This is a genomic window from Sulfitobacter sp. 1A13496 (assembly GCF_043557225.1).
GTDB classification, from domain to species: Bacteria; Pseudomonadota; Alphaproteobacteria; order Rhodobacterales; family Rhodobacteraceae; genus Sulfitobacter; species Sulfitobacter faviae.
Map to the genome: position 1 here is coordinate 1,249,712 of NZ_JBIFFP010000001.1, position 15,213 is coordinate 1,264,924.

General features: G+C 61.8%; 14 protein-coding genes. 6 read left to right on the top strand and 8 right to left on the bottom strand.

Annotated features, from left to right (window positions below):
• Positions 1–41 precede the first annotated feature (41 nt).
• The gene (locus ACGYLX_RS06150) at positions 42–185 is read left to right on the top strand and encodes a hypothetical protein (protein ID WP_168613530.1); all 144 of its coding nucleotides are present in this window, start codon (positions 42–44) and stop codon (positions 183–185) included.
• A 134-nt stretch (positions 186–319) separates the two neighbouring features.
• Here ACGYLX_RS06150 and coaD read toward each other — a convergent pair whose 3' ends face one another.
• The 3 genes from coaD to ACGYLX_RS06165 form a co-directional block, all read right to left on the bottom strand.
• Positions 320–817 carry a pantetheine-phosphate adenylyltransferase gene (gene coaD, locus ACGYLX_RS06155; RefSeq protein WP_168613531.1) on the bottom strand — a complete coding sequence of 166 codons (498 nt, stop codon included), beginning with the start codon at positions 815–817 and terminating at the stop codon, positions 320–322.
• Between the two features lie 124 nt (positions 818–941).
• On the bottom strand, positions 942–1,376 hold the full coding sequence (locus ACGYLX_RS06160) for a CBS domain-containing protein (protein WP_168613532.1): 435 nt from the start codon (positions 1,374–1,376) through the stop codon (positions 942–944).
• 61 nt (positions 1,377–1,437) lie between these two features.
• Positions 1,438–2,358, bottom strand: coding sequence for a LysR family transcriptional regulator (locus ACGYLX_RS06165; protein WP_067265445.1), 921 nt, complete (start codon positions 2,356–2,358; stop codon positions 1,438–1,440).
• A 108-nt stretch (positions 2,359–2,466) separates the two neighbouring features.
• Between ACGYLX_RS06165 and ACGYLX_RS06170 the strand changes: the two genes are divergently transcribed.
• The 5 genes from ACGYLX_RS06170 (at position 2,467) to mmsB (ending at position 8,288) form a co-directional block, all read left to right on the top strand.
• Complete coding sequence (locus ACGYLX_RS06170; RefSeq protein WP_394447959.1) at positions 2,467–3,966, top strand: CoA-acylating methylmalonate-semialdehyde dehydrogenase; 1,500 nt, start codon at positions 2,467–2,469, stop codon at positions 3,964–3,966.
• A gap of 55 nt (positions 3,967–4,021) precedes the next feature.
• A complete protein-coding gene (locus ACGYLX_RS06175; RefSeq protein WP_394447961.1) occupies positions 4,022–5,131 on the top strand; it encodes a carboxylate-amine ligase in 1,110 nt (369 codons plus the stop codon).
• 81 nt (positions 5,132–5,212) lie between these two features.
• Entirely contained in the window at positions 5,213–6,355 is a 1,143-nt protein-coding gene (locus ACGYLX_RS06180) for an acyl-CoA dehydrogenase family protein (RefSeq protein ID WP_394447963.1), read from the top strand.
• Positions 6,356–6,363: 8 nt separating this feature from the next.
• Entirely contained in the window at positions 6,364–7,407 is a 1,044-nt protein-coding gene (locus tag ACGYLX_RS06185; RefSeq protein WP_394447966.1) for an enoyl-CoA hydratase/isomerase family protein, read from the top strand.
• Positions 7,404–8,288, top strand: coding sequence for a 3-hydroxyisobutyrate dehydrogenase (gene mmsB, locus ACGYLX_RS06190; protein WP_394447968.1), 885 nt, complete (start codon positions 7,404–7,406; stop codon positions 8,286–8,288). Before ACGYLX_RS06185 ends, mmsB begins: the two co-directional genes overlap by 4 nt.
• A 36-nt stretch (positions 8,289–8,324) precedes the next feature.
• On the opposite strand, the gene uvrA is transcribed toward mmsB, so the two are convergent.
• From uvrA to ACGYLX_RS06215, 5 genes are all read right to left on the bottom strand, one after another.
• The gene (gene uvrA, locus ACGYLX_RS06195; RefSeq protein WP_394447970.1) at positions 8,325–11,210 is read right to left on the bottom strand and encodes an excinuclease ABC subunit UvrA; all 2,886 of its coding nucleotides are present in this window, start codon (positions 11,208–11,210) and stop codon (positions 8,325–8,327) included.
• 66 nt (positions 11,211–11,276) lie between these two features.
• Complete coding sequence (locus ACGYLX_RS06200; protein ID WP_394447972.1) at positions 11,277–12,452, bottom strand: MFS transporter; 1,176 nt, start codon at positions 12,450–12,452, stop codon at positions 11,277–11,279.
• 6 nt (positions 12,453–12,458) lie between these two features.
• The gene (locus ACGYLX_RS06205) at positions 12,459–13,022 is read right to left on the bottom strand and encodes a methyltransferase domain-containing protein (RefSeq protein ID WP_394447974.1); all 564 of its coding nucleotides are present in this window, start codon (positions 13,020–13,022) and stop codon (positions 12,459–12,461) included.
• A gap of 72 nt (positions 13,023–13,094) precedes the next feature.
• Positions 13,095–14,489: a dihydrolipoyl dehydrogenase gene (lpdA, locus tag ACGYLX_RS06210; protein ID WP_394447976.1), complete on the bottom strand. Its 1,395-nt coding sequence runs from the start codon at positions 14,487–14,489 to the stop codon at positions 13,095–13,097.
• Positions 14,490–14,586: 97 nt separating this feature from the next.
• Positions 14,587–15,186 (bottom strand): DUF924 family protein, encoded by a 600-nt coding sequence (locus ACGYLX_RS06215; protein WP_394412559.1) that lies wholly within the window; start codon positions 15,184–15,186, stop codon positions 14,587–14,589.
• Positions 15,187–15,213: the final 27 nt, after the last annotated feature.

Consider the following 15,213-nt stretch of genomic DNA (forward strand, 5'->3'; position numbering starts at 1 on the left):
GTGCCTGTAATATCAGGCCATTCCCCGGCCGGAGCCACACCATGACCAATCCAATCGCCATCGTGCTGGCCCTCGTCATCGCCGGGGCAATGGCGGTCGACCTCTATTTCTATGGGGCCGACCATATGATCTATCTCGGCAAAAAACTCTTCGCGCTGATCGAATGGATTGCCTTCTGGCGGTAACCTTTCCCCAATCACTCGCCCCCACAGCCAAAAAAAGACGCGGCCGCCAATCAAGCGCCACGCCCCTCCCCTTCATCCTTTTAAAAATACCTCGCAGAACCACGCCTCACGCGGCCCACTCGCCACTCCAAACGCTACTTCTGCGAAAACCGCTCAATCAGCACCTTATTCACCGCCGGCGTCACGAATTTGCTGACATCCCCATCCAACCGCGCGATCTCTTTCACCAATTTGCTGGCAATCGCCTGATGGGTCGCCTCGGCCATCAAGAAAACCGTTTCGATGGAATCGTCCAACTGCCGGTTCATGCCGACCATCTGGAACTCATATTCGAAATCGGACACGGCGCGCAGGCCGCGCACGATGGTCTGGGCGCCGACATCGCGCGCGCAGTCGATCAGCAGATTCTCGAAAGGATGCACCACGATCTCGACGCCGGTCTCTTCGGCCAATTGCGCGCATTCCGCTTCGATCAAGGCGACCCGTTCTTCGAGGGTGAACAACGGCCCCTTGTCGCGGTTGATGGCCACGCCGATCACCAGCCGGTCGACCATACGGGCCGCGCGGCGGATGATGTCGATATGCCCCAGCGTGATCGGGTCGAACGTACCGGGGTAAAGGGCTATGCGCATGTAATTGTCCTGCGTATCTGCTGCGTTGCGGCACAGCCAATCATTTCACCGCCCCAAGCGCAAGTCGGTTAGCGGTAGCGCTGCCCCGCGGTCAGGCCGCGGCGACCATACTTCTAAGGCCGCTTCAGTGTCCCATGATCATGCCTTCAAGGGCCTGTTTCTCCATCGACAGCTCTTGCAATTGTGCTTTGACCACATCGCCGAGCGAGATCAGCCCTACCAGTTCTCCGTCCTCCAGCACCGGCATATGGCGGAACCGCCCATCGGTCATCTTTTGCAGCACCGCATCGGACCGGTCGTCACGGCTACAGGTCACCAATTTGCGGGTCATGAGGGTTTCGGCCGCCTGCTCCAGACAGCCCGCGCCCGCGCGGCTCAGCTCGCGCACGATGTCCCGCTCGGACAGGATCCCATCCGGCGTCTTGCCATCGGCCGAGATCACCAGCGTCCCGATCCGTTTCTCGGCCAGCATCGCCGCCGCTTCGGAGATCGCCAATCCGGGTTTGGCCGTCACCACCTTGTCATCGGGCTTGGTCTTGAGAATCTGCGATACGAGCATCTGGCGCCTCCTTGGGTACAGGGCAAAGTCACCTCCAGCGTCACCGCGAAATCCTTTTCTGTCAAGCTTTTGGCGCAGCCCGGCCCGAGGCCAGCGCCTCCAGCCGCGCGGTCTCGGCCCGCAATCCGGTGGCCAGCGCCTCGGCAAAGGCCGCCAACCGCGCGTTGCGGCGGTCATCGGCGTGGCGGATCAGATAGAAGGCGCGTTTGAGGCTCACGGCATCGGTAAGGATGCGCCGCACCCCCTGTGTCGCAGCAAGCGAGAAGTCATGCGCGACCCCAATCCCCCCGCCCTGCTGGATCATCCGCACCTGCACGGAGACGGAATTCGACGCCAGCGCCACCCGGCTGATGCCAAGGTCCGCAAGGTAATCCAACTCACGGTCAAAGATCATATCGGGGATATAGCCGACCATCCGATGCCCTTGCAGATCGCCCACGGCGGTCACCTCAGGGTGCTGCGCCAAATAGCTTTCGGCGGCGGCGAGATGGAGGTGGTAGTCCGTCACTTTTTGCACCACCAGCCGCCCCGCCGTGGGTGCACTTACCCCGATGGCCATATCCGCCTCGCGCCGGGACAGGTTAAAGACGCGCGGCAATGCGATGATCTGGACGTCCAGATCGGGGTTCTTCGCGGCAATGGCCGCACAGACCTGCGGGAGCAGGTAGTTCGCCGCCCCATCGGGCGCGCCGACACGGATCTGCCCCGAAAGCTGATCGCTTTGCACCTGCACCCCGGCAGTGGCCGCGCGCATCGCCTGCTCCGCCCGCTCTGCCCGTTGCATCAGGTCGCGCCCCGCCTCGGTCAGCATATAGCCCTGTGGCGATTTCACGAAGAGGACGGTCTGCAACGCCTTTTCCAACCGTGCCATGCGGCGGCCCAGCGTTGCGGGATCGAGCCGCAGCAGCTTGCCCGCACCAGACAAGCTTTCCTCTCGTGCGACGGCCAGAAACAGCCGCAGGTCGTCCCAATTTTGATCCATCCATCTGCCCCCACACTTTGCAAAAATGCAAGACGGTTTTGCCATCCTTCCTCTGTTCCGGTTCTTTTTGCAAGGCTATCGTGCCGCCAACCATAGAGGAGACCGATCATGCAAGAGATGACGCATTACCTGAACGGCGAACATGTCAAAGGCACCTCCGGGCGCTTTGCCGATGTGATGAACCCCGCCACTGGCGAGGTGCAGGCCAAGGTGCCGCTCGCCAATGGCGACGAGTTGAACAAGGCCGTGGAATACGCCCAAGCCGCGCAGCCGAAATGGGCCGCCACCAACCCGCAGCGCCGTGCCCGCGTGCTGATGAAATTCGTGGCCCTGCTGAACCGCGACATGGACAAGCTGGCCGAAGCGCTGAGCCGCGAGCACGGCAAGACCCTGCCCGACGCCGCCGGCGACGTGCAGCGTGGTCTCGAAGTGGTGGAATACTGCATCGGTGCGCCGGAACTGCTGAAGGGCGACTTCACCGACAGCGCGGGCCCCGGCATCGACATGTACTCCATGCGTCAGCCGCTGGGTGTCACCGCGGGCATCACGCCCTTCAATTTCCCGGCGATGATTCCGATGTGGATGTTCGCGCCCGCCATCGCCTGCGGCAATGCCTTCATCCTCAAGCCATCCGAGCGTGACCCCTCCGTGCCCCTGATGCTGGCCGAACTGCTGGAAGAAGCCGGTCTGCCCAAGGGTATCCTGCAGGTCGTCAACGGCGACAAGGAAGCGGTCGACGCGATCCTGCATCATGACGTGATCCAGTCCATCGGCTTCGTCGGCTCCACCCCGATCGCCGAGTACATCTATGCCACCGGCTGCGCCAACGGCAAACGCGTGCAGTGCTTCGGCGGTGCCAAGAACCACATGATCATCATGCCCGACGCCGACCTCGACCAGGCCGCCGACGCGCTGGTGGGCGCGGGCTACGGTGCCGCGGGCGAACGCTGCATGGCGATCTCCGTCGCCGTGCCGGTGGGCGAGGAAACCGCCGACCGCCTGATCGAGAAGCTGGTGCCGCGCATCGAGAAGCTGAAAGTTGGCCCTTACACCGCGGGCAACGACGTGGACTATGGCCCCGTCGTCACCGCCGCCGCCAAGGCCAACATCGAACGTCTGGTCCAGACCGGCATCGATCAGGGCGCAGAACTGGTTGTCGATGGGCGCGACTTTAAACTGCAGGGCTACGAGAACGGTTACTTCGTCGGCCCGCACCTGTTTGACCGCGCGACCAAGGACATGGACATCTACCAGCAGGAAATCTTCGGCCCCGTGCTGACCTGCGTCCGCGCCAAGGACTATGAAGAGGCGATCGGCCTTGCGATGGACCATGAGTATGGCAACGGCACCGCAATCTTCACCCGCGACGGCGACGCAGCGCGTGACTTTGCCAATCGCATCAACATCGGCATGGTCGGTATCAACGTGCCGATCCCGGTGCCGCTGGCCTATCACACCTTCGGCGGCTGGAAGAAATCCGTCTTCGGCGATTTGAACCAGCACGGGCCCGATGCGTTCAAGTTCTACACCCGCACCAAGACCGTGACGGCCCGCTGGCCGTCGGGCATCAAGGAGGGTGGCGAGTTCTCCATCCCCGTGATGGAGTGATCCATCACGCCGGCTGCCCCCGTGGCAGTCGGCCCCATTGAACGAGGCCAGCGCCATGCAAAAAGAATTCACCATCGGGATCGAAGAAGAGTATCTTCTGGTCGATAGGGATTCACTGGCGCTGGCTGACACGCCCGAAGGGCTGATGGAAGACTGCCGCAAGGACCTCGGCGATCAGGTCAGCCCCGAGATGCTGCAATGTCAGATCGAGATCGGCTCGAAGCCCTGCACCGATGTGGCCGCGGCCCGCGATGATTTGCGCCACCTGCGCAGCACCATCGCCAAACATGCCGCCAAACATAACCTCGCCCCCATCGCCGTGTCCTGCCATCCGTTTTCGGATTGGAAGAACCAAGAGATCACCCACAAGGAACGCTACGCTAAGATCGAGAACGAGTTGGAAAACGTCGCCCGCCGTATGCTGAGCTGCGGCATGCACGTCCATGTGGGGATCGAGGGCGATGACCTGCGCATCGATCTGATGCCGCAGTTCTCCTATTTCCTGCCGCATCTGCTGGCGCTCTCGGCCTCTTCGCCCTATTGGCAGGGCGAAGACACCGGGCTGGCCTCCTACCGACTTGCGGTGATGGAAAGCATGCCGCGCACCGGCCTGCCGCCTCTGCTCCATAGCTGGGGGGAATATGAACGCAGCACGCAGGCGTTGATCGACCTCGACATCATTCCCGATCAATCGAAAATCTGGTGGGACCTGCGCCCCTCGACCCATTACCCCACGCTGGAAAGCCGCATTTGCGATGTGCAGCCGCGCCTGTCGCATGCGCTTGGGCTGGCGGGTCTGACCCAGTCTATCGCGCGCTTCCTCCTGCGCCTGCGCGACGGCAACCTGCGTTGGCGCGAGTATGACCGTTTCCTGATTGAAGAAAACCGCTGGCGCGCGCAGCGCTACGGGGTGAACGAGACGCTGATCGACTTTGGCGGGCCGACCCTCAAACCCTTCGACCAACTGTTCGAAGAGATCATCGGCCTGATCGCCGAAGACGCTGAGGCGCTCGGGTGTTTGGACGAGGTCTGCGCCCTGCGCGATGTCGTCAAACAGGGCACCTCCGCCGACCGGCAGCGCAAAGTCTGGGCCGACGCCCCCGAGGGCAAAGGCGGCGAAGCGGTCGTGCGCCAGTTGATAGAGGAATACCACGCCGATCTGTGACGCTTGTTGCGGCTCCTTTCGGCTGATAGAATTAAACAAGTGTTCAGTTCCAAGGACACATGACTTCAGGGAGGAGCCGCGATGGATTTCGCATTGAACGAGGAACAGACCGCCATTTTCGACATGGCCCATGCCTTTGGGCAGGACACTATCGCCCCCCATGCTCACCAGTGGGAAAAGGACGGCACCATTCCCAAGGAGCTGTGGCCGCAGATCGGCGAGCTGGGCTTCGGCGGGCTCTATGTCTCCGAGGAGACCGGCGGCGCGGGGCTCACGCGGCTCGACGCCACGCTGGTCTTCGAGGCGCTCTCGATGGCCTGCCCCTCCGTCGCGGCGTTCCTGTCGATCCACAACATGTGCGCCAAGATGCTCGACACTTTCGCCAGTGACGAGATGAAAGAGCGCGTCATGCCCAAGGTGCTGAGCATGGAGACCGTGCTGAGCTACTGCCTGACCGAACCCGGCTCCGGCTCCGATGCGGCGGCCCTGAAAACCCGCTGCGAGCGCACGAACGAGGGCTATACGCTCAACGGCACCAAGGCCTTTATCTCGGGTGGCGGCTATTCGGATGCCTATGTCACCATGGTGCGCACCTCCGATGATGGCGCGCGCGGGGTTTCGACCGTCTATGTCGAGGACGGCACCCCCGGTCTCAGCTTCGGCGGGCTGGAAGACAAGATGGGCTGGCGCAGCCAACCAACGGCGCTGGTGCAGTTCGACGATTGCAAGATCGGGGCCGAGAACCTTGTCGGCGAAGAGGGCAAGGGCTTCAAATACGCCATGGCGGGGCTCGACGGCGGGCGGCTTAACATCTCTGCCTGCTCGCTTGGCGCGGCACAAACCGCGCTGAACAAGACGCTGGAATACATGGGCGACCGGAAGGCCTTTGGGCAGACCATCGACCAGTTCCAGGGGCTGCAGTTCCGCCTCGCCGATATGGAGATCGAGTTGCAGGCCGCGCGCACCTTCCTGCGTCAGGCCGCATGGAAGCTCGACACCGGTGCACCGGACGCCACCAAGTTCTGCGCCATGGCCAAGAAATTCGTGACCGAGACCGGCAGCAAGGTCGTCGACCAGTGCCTGCAACTGCACGGCGGCTATGGCTACCTTGCCGACTACGGGATCGAGAAACTGGTCCGCGACCTGCGCGTGCACCAGATCCTTGAAGGCACCAATGAGATCATGCGCGTGATCGTCGCCCGCGACATGCTCAAGAACCGCTGAGGCCACCCGTGAGTGACATCAACATCCGCAAAACGGGGCGCGCGGGCCGCATCACCCTAACACGGCCCAAGGCGCTGAACGCGCTGAGCTACGACATGTGTATCGCCATCGAGAAGGCCATTGATGCTTGGCGCGACGACCCGGAGGTCGCGGTCGTCGTGCTGGACGCGGAGGGCGAGAAAGCCTTCTGCGCTGGCGGCGACGTCGCGCAACTCTACCAGACCGTCAAGGAGGGCGATTACGATTTCGCCCGGCAGTTCTGGGCCGATGAATACCGGCTCAACAACAAGCTGCATGGCTACCCCAAACCGGTGATTTCCTTCATGCAGGGCTTCACCATGGGCGGCGGCGTCGGCATCGGCTGCCACGGCTCGCACCGCGTGGTGGGCGAGACGAGCAAGATCGCCATGCCGGAATGCGGCATCGGTCTGGTACCAGACGTGGGCGGCACGCTGCTGCTGGCGCAGGCACCGGGGCGGATGGGCGAATACCTCGGCCTCACCGGGGCGCGCATGGGTCCGGCGGATGTGCTGCACGCGGGCTTTGCTGACTACTTCATCCCCGAAGACCAATGGCCCGAACTGATCGCGCAACTGGCAGAGAACGGCGATCCCTTCATCCTGGACCGCGCGGCGACGACCCCGTCCCCATCCAGACTGGCCGAGGTGCAGGACGAGGTAGACCACCTTTTCGCCCCGGAGAATTTAGCAATGATCGAAGCCACGTTTTCCATGACGGAAAGCGCCTTCGCCGCCGAGACGCTGAAGACCCTGCGCCGCAACTCCCCCCTGTCGATGGGCTGCACGCTGGAAATGCTCCGCCGTCTGCGCGGCCCGGGCATCGGCATGGTCTCGGCGCTGCAACAGGAATACCGCTTTACCGCGCGGTCACTGGAAAAAGGTGACTTCATCGAAGGCGTACGCGCCGCGATCATCGACAAGGATCGCAGCCCCAATTGGCAACATTCCGATTGGAACGTACCGCAGGCCGATGTCGAAGCCATGCTCGCCCCCTTGGGCGACAACGAATTGAAGTTGGAGGAAAATTCATGAGCAAACTCACAATCGGTTTCATCGGTCTGGGCAATATGGGCGGCCCGATGGCGGCCAACCTCGCCGCCGCCGGCCATACGGTGCGCGGCAATGACGTGGCCGGTACCACCGCCGAAGGGGTCGCCGAAGCCAAGACCATCGCCGAAGCGGTGACCGACGCCGAAGTCGTCATCACCATGCTGCCCAATGGCGCGATCCTGCGCCAAGTTGCCGAAGAAGCGGTCGCCCATATGGCCCCTGGCGCGCTGCTGATCGACTGCTCCACCGTCGACGTAGAAAGCGCGCGTTTCGCGGCAGAGGCGGCGCAGAAAGCCGGGCTGCTCTTCGTCGACGCCCCCGTATCCGGCGGCATCGGCGGCGCGCAGGGCGGCACGCTCACCTTCATGGCCGGCGGTGCGGAGGCGGCCTTTGAGAAAGCCAAGCCGCTCTTCGACATCATGGGTCAGAAGGCCGTACACTGCGGCGACGCGGGCGCGGGCCAAGCCGCGAAGATCTGCAACAACATGATCCTCGGCGCCACGATGATCGCCACCTGCGAAGCCTTCGCACTCGCCGACAAGCTGGGCCTTGATCGTGAGCGGATGTTCGACGTGGTTAGCACGTCCTCCGGCTATTCATGGTCAATGAACGCCTACTGCCCCGCCCCCGGCGTCGGTCCGCAATCGCCCGCCGACAACGACTACAAACCGGGCTTCGCGGCGGAGTTGATGCTGAAAGACCTCGGCCTCGCGCAGCAAGCCGCTGAAATGGCCAATGCCGACACGCCCATGGGCGCGCTGGCGAAAGAGCTCTACACCCGCTTCGTCGAAGACGAGGGCGGCAAGGGCAGAGATTTCTCTGCCATGCTACCCCGTTTCGAGCAGCGCGGATATCAGGGCTAAGCCCCTAACATAACTGACACAGTGAAGTGGCGGCGGTTATTCCGCCGCCACTTTCGTTTCCTTACGCAACATGGGCTTGAGATACTTCCCCGTGTAGCTCTCGGCCACTTCCGCGACCTTTTCGGGCGTACCCGTGGCCACAACACGGCCCCCGCCATCACCGCCCTCGGGGCCAATATCGATAATGTGATCCGCAGTCTTCACCACGTCGAGGTTATGCTCAATCACCACGACGGAGTTGCCCTGATCAACCAATTCATGCAACACTTCCAAAAGCTTACGGACATCTTCAAAATGCAAACCGGTGGTTGGCTCATCCAGAATGTAAAGCGTGCGCCCGGTCGAGCGTTTGCTCAACTCCTTACTGAGCTTCACCCGCTGCGCCTCACCACCCGAAAGCGTCGTGGCCTGTTGACCGACCTTGATATACCCAAGACCAACCCGCATCAGCGCATCCATCTTCTCACGGATCGACGGCACCGCGGCAAAGAAGTTCTGCGCATCTTCTACAGTCATATCAAGGACATCTGCGATGCTCTTGCCCTTGAACTTCACCTCTAGCGTCTCACGGTTATAACGCGCGCCCTTACAGGTCTCGCATTCCACATAGACGTCCGGCAGGAAATGCATCTCGATCTTGATGACCCCGTCGCCCTGACAGGCCTCGCAACGCCCCCCTTTGACATTGAAGGAGAAGCGCCCGGGCTTATAGCCGCGCTCCTTGGCCTCCGGCAGACCGGCAAACCAGTCTCGGATCGGGGTGAAGGCCCCGGTGTAAGTTGCTGGATTAGAACGCGGAGTCCGCCCAATCGGGCGTTGGTCAATGTCGATGACCTTATCGAGATGCTCCAACCCTTTGATCGTTTGACACGGCGCAGGCGTCTGTCGTGCACCGTTCAGATTCATCGAAGCGGTCTTGAACAAGGTTTCAATCGTCAGGGTTGATTTGCCGCCCCCCGACACGCCCGTCACGCAGACGAATTTCCCCAGCGGAAAGTCCACCGTCACATTCTGCAAGTTGTTGCCAGTGGCCTTTACCACCTGCAACTTCTTCTTATTCCCCTTGCGCCGCTTCGCCGGGACCGAGATTTCGCGAACGCCGGTAAGGTATTGACCCGTCATAGAATTCGGATCGGCTGCTACCTCTTGCGGCGTGCCATGGCTGATAACCTGCCCGCCGTGCACCCCGGCCCCCGGCCCGATGTCAAAGACGTAATCCGCCTCGCGGATGGCCTCCTCATCGTGCTCCACCACGATCACGGTGTTCCCCTGATCGCGCAGGTTCTTCAATGTATCGAGCAGACGGTCATTGTCGCGCTGGTGCAGACCAATCGACGGCTCATCAAGAACGTAGAGAACGCCCGTCAGCCCCGAGCCGATCTGGCTCGCCAAACGAATGCGCTGGCTCTCACCACCACTTAACGTACCACTCGAACGTGACATCGTAAGGTACTCAAGACCAACGTTATTTAGGAAGCCAAGACGCTCCCGGATTTCCTTCAAAATGGCCCGGGCAATCTCGTTCTTCTGATCGGTCAGATGGTCTGGCACAGTCCTGCACCAGTCGAAAGCCTCGCGGATCGACATCTCGACCACTTTGCCGATATGCAGCAATTCATCTTCACCGCCGTCCCGGGGGCCAATCCGCACCGCCAGCGCTTCGGGCCGCAGGCGATAGCCGCCGCAGGTGCCGCAAGGGCGGTTATTCTGATAGCGTTCGAACTCCTCGCGCACCCAATTACTATCGGTTTCGCGGTAGCGCCGCTGCATGTTGGGAATGACCCCTTCGAACACCCGCTTCACCTCATAGACGCGGCCGCCTTCGTCATAGCGGAAGGTGATCTCTTCTTTGCCGGAGCCGTGGAGGAAGACGTTCTGCACTTTCTCAGGCAGGTCTTTCCAGCGGGTCTTCTGATCAAAATTGTAATGTTTCGCAATGGCTTCGATGGTCTGCTTAAAGTAAGGTGACTTCCCCTTACGCCACGGCGCCAGCGCACCATCATAGATCTTTAGGTTTTGATCCGGCACCACCAAACGTTCGTCGAAGAAGAGCTCGACCCCAAGGCCGTCACAAGACGGACAAGCCCCGAAGGGCGCGTTGAAGGAAAACAACCGCGGCTCAATCTCGGGGATGGTGAAGCCACTGACGGGACAGGCGAATTTCTCCGAAAACGTATGGCGTTCCGGCTCTCCTTCGCTGGGTGCCGTCTCTAGCACGGCGATTCCATCGGCAAGATCCAGCGCGGTGCGAAGCGAGTCCGCAAGCCGCGTTTCCAAACCTTCGCGCACCACGATCCGGTCGACGACGACGTCGATGTCATGGCGGAATTTCTTATCCAAGGTGGGCGGCTCATCCAGATCGTAGAAGTCGCCATTCACCTTGACCCGCTGGAAGCCCTGCTTGCGCAACTCAATGAATTCCTTGCGGTATTCCCCCTTCCGATCGCGGATGATGGGGGCCAGCAGATAGGCCCGCGTGCCCTCTTCCATCGTCATGATCCGGTCGACCATATCCTGCACCTGCTGCGCTTCAATGGGCTTGCCGGTGGCGGGGCTATAGGGCGTGCCGACGCGGGCGAAGAGCAGACGCAGGTAGTCGTAAATCTCGGTCACCGTGCCGACGGTCGACCTTGGGTTCTTCGACGTGGTCTTTTGCTCGATTGAGATGGCGGGGCTGAGGCCGGAAATGTGATCCACATCCGGCTTTTGCATCATATCAAGGAACTGCCGCGCATAGGCCGAGAGCGATTCCACATAGCGCCGCTGCCCTTCGGCATAGATCGTGTCGAAGGCAAGGCTCGACTTGCCGGAACCAGAAAGCCCGGTGATTACAACCAGTTGGTCCCGTGGAATATCCACGTCGATGTTCTTCAAATTGTGCTCGCGCGCGCCGCGCACTTCAATATTCTTCAGCTCAGCCATCACATGCCCCTCTTAACGATTTGTACATAGGTGCTGATGCAGTGTTTTCCAACGGAAAAGTGAGAACTAAACAGGAACGTGCCGCCTGCGACGTCGGGCCGCACCGAGGAGGAGATGGGCCACAAGCCCCATAACGAAGGCCCCGCCCGCAAGTAACGGCAGCGCCGCGGCGCCGAAGCTTGCCAGACCGAAGGCCATGACCGGCGTGCCCAGGCTGTTGCCGAGGTTGCCCATCTGCGCCACCGCGCCGTTGGCCTGCGCCTGCGCGGCAGGGCCGGTGTTCAGCTGCGCCACAGCGGTGAAACTTGCCCCTTGGATCAGCCCCATGGCCCCAGCAAGCGCCAGACAGGCCAGCGGGGTGCCGGGGGCGAGCCAGAGCCAAACCATGGAAAGGGCCGAGAGGCCAAAGCCCGTTTGCACGACGTAGACCGCTGGCAGGCGGCGCAGCAGCGCCACGCCAATGGTCATCGACACCGCGATACTGGTGAGCGGCATGGCGGCCATGGTGACCGCGCGCCATCCCTCGGGGAGGTAGGGCGGCAAGACAGTAAGGATGGAGACGAAGCTGAATGTATAGAACAACCACCCCGCCGCCGGGGCGGAGAGAAAGGGTGACCTGTAGATTGCAAGGTGATCGCGGAGTATCTGCGGCAGGGAGAAAGGCGGCTGCGCGCCCTCCTCCGGCAAGCTGCGCAGACTGGTGGAGAGCACCAGCGCGCAGCCCGCCATATAAGCCGCGTGAACGGCGAAAAGCGCTGGCACGCCCAAGGTCAAAGCGAGCGGACGGCCAAGAAGCGTCAGGACTGCGAAGGCGACGCCAAAGAAGGTGCCCCAGAGGGTCAGGGTAAACCCGCGGTCTTTCACGGCGCTAAGCTGCGCGATGAGGGTCGGCGCGGCGACGACGATGGCCAGATGTGACAGCCCTTCGACCACGCGGCTGGCCAGCATCCAACCAAAACCCGGCAAGAACGCCTGAAAAGCCGACACGGCCGCGCCGAGCCAGAGGGCGAAGAGAAGCGCGCGGCGATAGCGGACCCGGGCGACCACCAGCCCCGCCACGACACCAAGGAGGATACCGACACCGCCCACCAAGGAGACCAAGAACCCGAGCGCCGCCCCGGCCTGCGGGTAGATATCCGGCAGCAGGTCGAAGATGACACTCATCTTGCCATATTGCGCTGCCGCCCCCAGCCCCGCGGCCCAAAGCGCAAAGACGCGCAGAAAGGAGGTGTGTTCAGCCATCTGCCCTCAAGCCTTCTGGGCCAGCGCCCAAGCGCAGAGCGGCATCTCGGGGTCGTTGGTCAGATCATCTGTGGCCTTGTCGAAAGCCGGGGGCCAGTCGGGTTCTAGATTGCGTGCAGCGGCGGCGCGGTTGCCCCATTGTTTGGCGGTGATCCGGTGCGCGTCGAACCCGGCCTCGATCAGCAGGTTCTTCAGGCCCCGGGCGGACCAACGGGAGTTGTCATTTGGGGCCGCATGAAAGGGGATGAAAAACGGCACGGCGATCCAGAAATATCCCCTCGGCCTGAGCATCTGTTGAACATGGCCCAGTGCCGTATAGGGCCGGTCGAGATGCTCCCAAACCTGATTGGCGAGGATCAGATCGAACTGCCGCACGGCTCCGCTCGCCGGATCGGTGAAGGGACCTGCGCAGATGTCATAGGTCGGATAGGCGAACTGGGTGTAGCTCTTGAACGTGAACCGTTTGCCGAACTTGCCGGAGATTTCGGCGGCGTCCAGCGTTTCAGGGGTCAAACGGTCAATCATCCGGCGGGTGCTGCGGTGCATGACGACACGGTTTAGGCTGACCACGACATGGCTCCCGACGGTTTGGCCGAAGTGCGACGGGGCAAGGCGCGTTGGGCGCGCCCTGCCCCGCGCGCCTTACATATGGATCACGCGGTCGAAAGCGTCGAGGACGGATTCATGCATCATTTCGCTGAGCGTCGGATGCGGGAAGACGGTGTTCATCAGGTCTTCTTCGGTGGTCTCCAACTGGCGGCCCACGACATAGCCTTGGATCAGCTCCGTCACCTCGGCCCCGACCATATGCGCGCCCAGAAGTTCGCCGGTTTGGGCGTCGAAGATGGTTTTCACCAGCCCCTCAGGCTCACCCAAAGCCACGGCCTTGCCATTGCCGATGAAGGGGAAACGCCCGACCTTGATGTCATAGCCCTGCTCTTTGGCCTTCGCCTCGGTCAGCCCGACGGAGGCGACTTGGGGGTGGCAATAGGTGCAGCCGGCGATGCTTTCGGGTTTGACGGGATGGGGTTTCTCGCCTGCGATCAGCTCGGCCACCATGACGCCCTCGTGGCTGGCCTTATGCGCAAGCCAAGGCGCACCCGCGATGTCGCCGATGGCAAAGAGCCCATCGACCCCGGTGCGGCAGTATTCATCCGTCACGACATGGGTGCGGTCAACCTTGACGCCAAGCTCTTCCAGCCCCAGCCCTTCGGTATTGCCGACGATGCCAACGGCTGAGATCACGGTGTCGAACTCAAGCTTTTCGACCTTGCCGTCCCGCTCGATATGGGCGGTGACCTTGTCCTCCGCACGGTCGAGTTTCTTGACCGTGGCCTTTTGCATGATGGTCATGCCCTGTTTCTCGAATGCCTTTTTGGCGAATTTCGAAATCTCTTCGTCTTCGACCGGCAGCACGCGGTCCATCACCTCGACCACGGTCGTGTCGGCGCCAAGGGTGTTGTAAAAGCTCGCAAATTCGATGCCGATGGCACCGGACCCGATGACCAGCAGTTTCTTGGGGTCGTGCACAGGTTGCAGGGCATGGCGATAGGTCCAGACCCGCTTGCCGTCCGCCTCTAGCCCCGGCAATTCGCGAGCCCGTGCGCCGGTGGCGAGCACGATGTTCTTGGCCGTCAGTTCCTCGCTGCCCTTGTCAGTCTTGACGGCGACCTTTCCCTTCGCGGGGATCGAAGCCTCGCCCATGAAGACATCGACCTTGTTTTTCTTCAGCAGGTGTTTGACCCCGCCTTCCATCTGTTTGGCAACGCCGCGCGAGCGTTTGACCACGGCGGCAAGATCATAGTCGATCTTATCCGCCGCCAGACCGAAATCCTTGGCACGGTGCATCAGGTGGAACACTTCGGCAGAGCGCAGCAGCGCCTTGGTGGGGATGCAGCCCCAGTTCAGACAGATGCCGCCGAGATTCTCCCGTTCGACCACCGCGACCTTCAGGCCGAGCTGGGCGCCACGGATCGCGGCGACATAGCCGCCCGGTCCCGCACCGATCACGATCAGATCAAAGGATTTGGCAGCCATGGCAAGGACCTCGCGTTAGGGTTTGCAAATATAGTTTACCGCTAAACCATATTTGCAATCGCCACAACCACGCGTGTTGCCCCGGCCTGCCCAAGGCTCAGGCCGCTTGAAGTTCCGCGCGCAGGTCCTTGACTGTTCGCCCATAGCCGCCCGCGTCGAGATAGGAGGTCTCCTGTGCGGTGAAACTGCGTGACAGCGCCTTATTGCGATAGGGAAAACGGCCAAACTGGCGGATCACTTCGCGGTGGGCGCGGGCATGCAACAGGTTGCTGCCGTCGCTTTTCGGCATCCGCTCGCACATCAGACGCACGCAGCGGTCCTGATCGCAGAGGTTCTCGGAATGCATCAGCGGCAGGTAGAAGAACTGCCGCGCGGGCGCCTCAACGCGCATGTCCCAGCCTTTCTCGATCGCCAGTTTTGCCGCCGCCAGCGCGATACGGTCGCTAGAAAACGCCTTGCCCGTGTCGCGGAACATGTTGCGCGGGAATTGATCGGTCAGGATCAGAAAGGCCAGCGCGTCGGTGGGATTGGTCAGCCAATGGTTCAGCTTGCCAGCCTGCGCCTCATCCCAAAGCCCCTCGAAACGCGCGCGGATATCGGCATCCAGCGTTTCGGAACTGTTGTACCATCCGGCCGGACCTACGTCTTCGAGCCAGAAATTCAGTACATCTTGGGGTTCTGCATTTGTGGCAGCCATCCCGCACACTCCTTTGCCGCAATCTGG

Coding starts and splice junctions, on each gene's coding strand:
- ACGYLX_RS06150 (WP_168613530.1), top strand. CDS start 42: ATGACCAATCCAATCGCCATCGTGCTGGCCCTCGTCATCGCCGGGGCA.
- coaD (WP_168613531.1), bottom strand. CDS start 817: ATGCGCATAGCCCTTTACCCCGGTACGTTCGACCCGATCACGCTGGGG.
- ACGYLX_RS06160 (WP_168613532.1), bottom strand. CDS start 1,376: ATGCTCGTATCGCAGATTCTCAAGACCAAGCCCGATGACAAGGTGGTG.
- ACGYLX_RS06165 (WP_067265445.1), bottom strand. CDS start 2,358: ATGGATCAAAATTGGGACGACCTGCGGCTGTTTCTGGCCGTCGCACGA.
- ACGYLX_RS06170 (WP_394447959.1), top strand. CDS start 2,467: ATGCAAGAGATGACGCATTACCTGAACGGCGAACATGTCAAAGGCACC.
- ACGYLX_RS06175 (WP_394447961.1), top strand. CDS start 4,022: ATGCAAAAAGAATTCACCATCGGGATCGAAGAAGAGTATCTTCTGGTC.
- ACGYLX_RS06180 (WP_394447963.1), top strand. CDS start 5,213: ATGGATTTCGCATTGAACGAGGAACAGACCGCCATTTTCGACATGGCC.
- mmsB (WP_394447968.1), top strand. CDS start 7,404: ATGAGCAAACTCACAATCGGTTTCATCGGTCTGGGCAATATGGGCGGC.
- uvrA (WP_394447970.1), bottom strand. CDS start 11,210: ATGGCTGAGCTGAAGAATATTGAAGTGCGCGGCGCGCGCGAGCACAAT.
- ACGYLX_RS06200 (WP_394447972.1), bottom strand. CDS start 12,452: ATGGCTGAACACACCTCCTTTCTGCGCGTCTTTGCGCTTTGGGCCGCG.
- lpdA (WP_394447976.1), bottom strand. CDS start 14,489: ATGGCTGCCAAATCCTTTGATCTGATCGTGATCGGTGCGGGACCGGGC.
- ACGYLX_RS06215 (WP_394412559.1), bottom strand. CDS start 15,186: ATGGCTGCCACAAATGCAGAACCCCAAGATGTACTGAATTTCTGGCTC.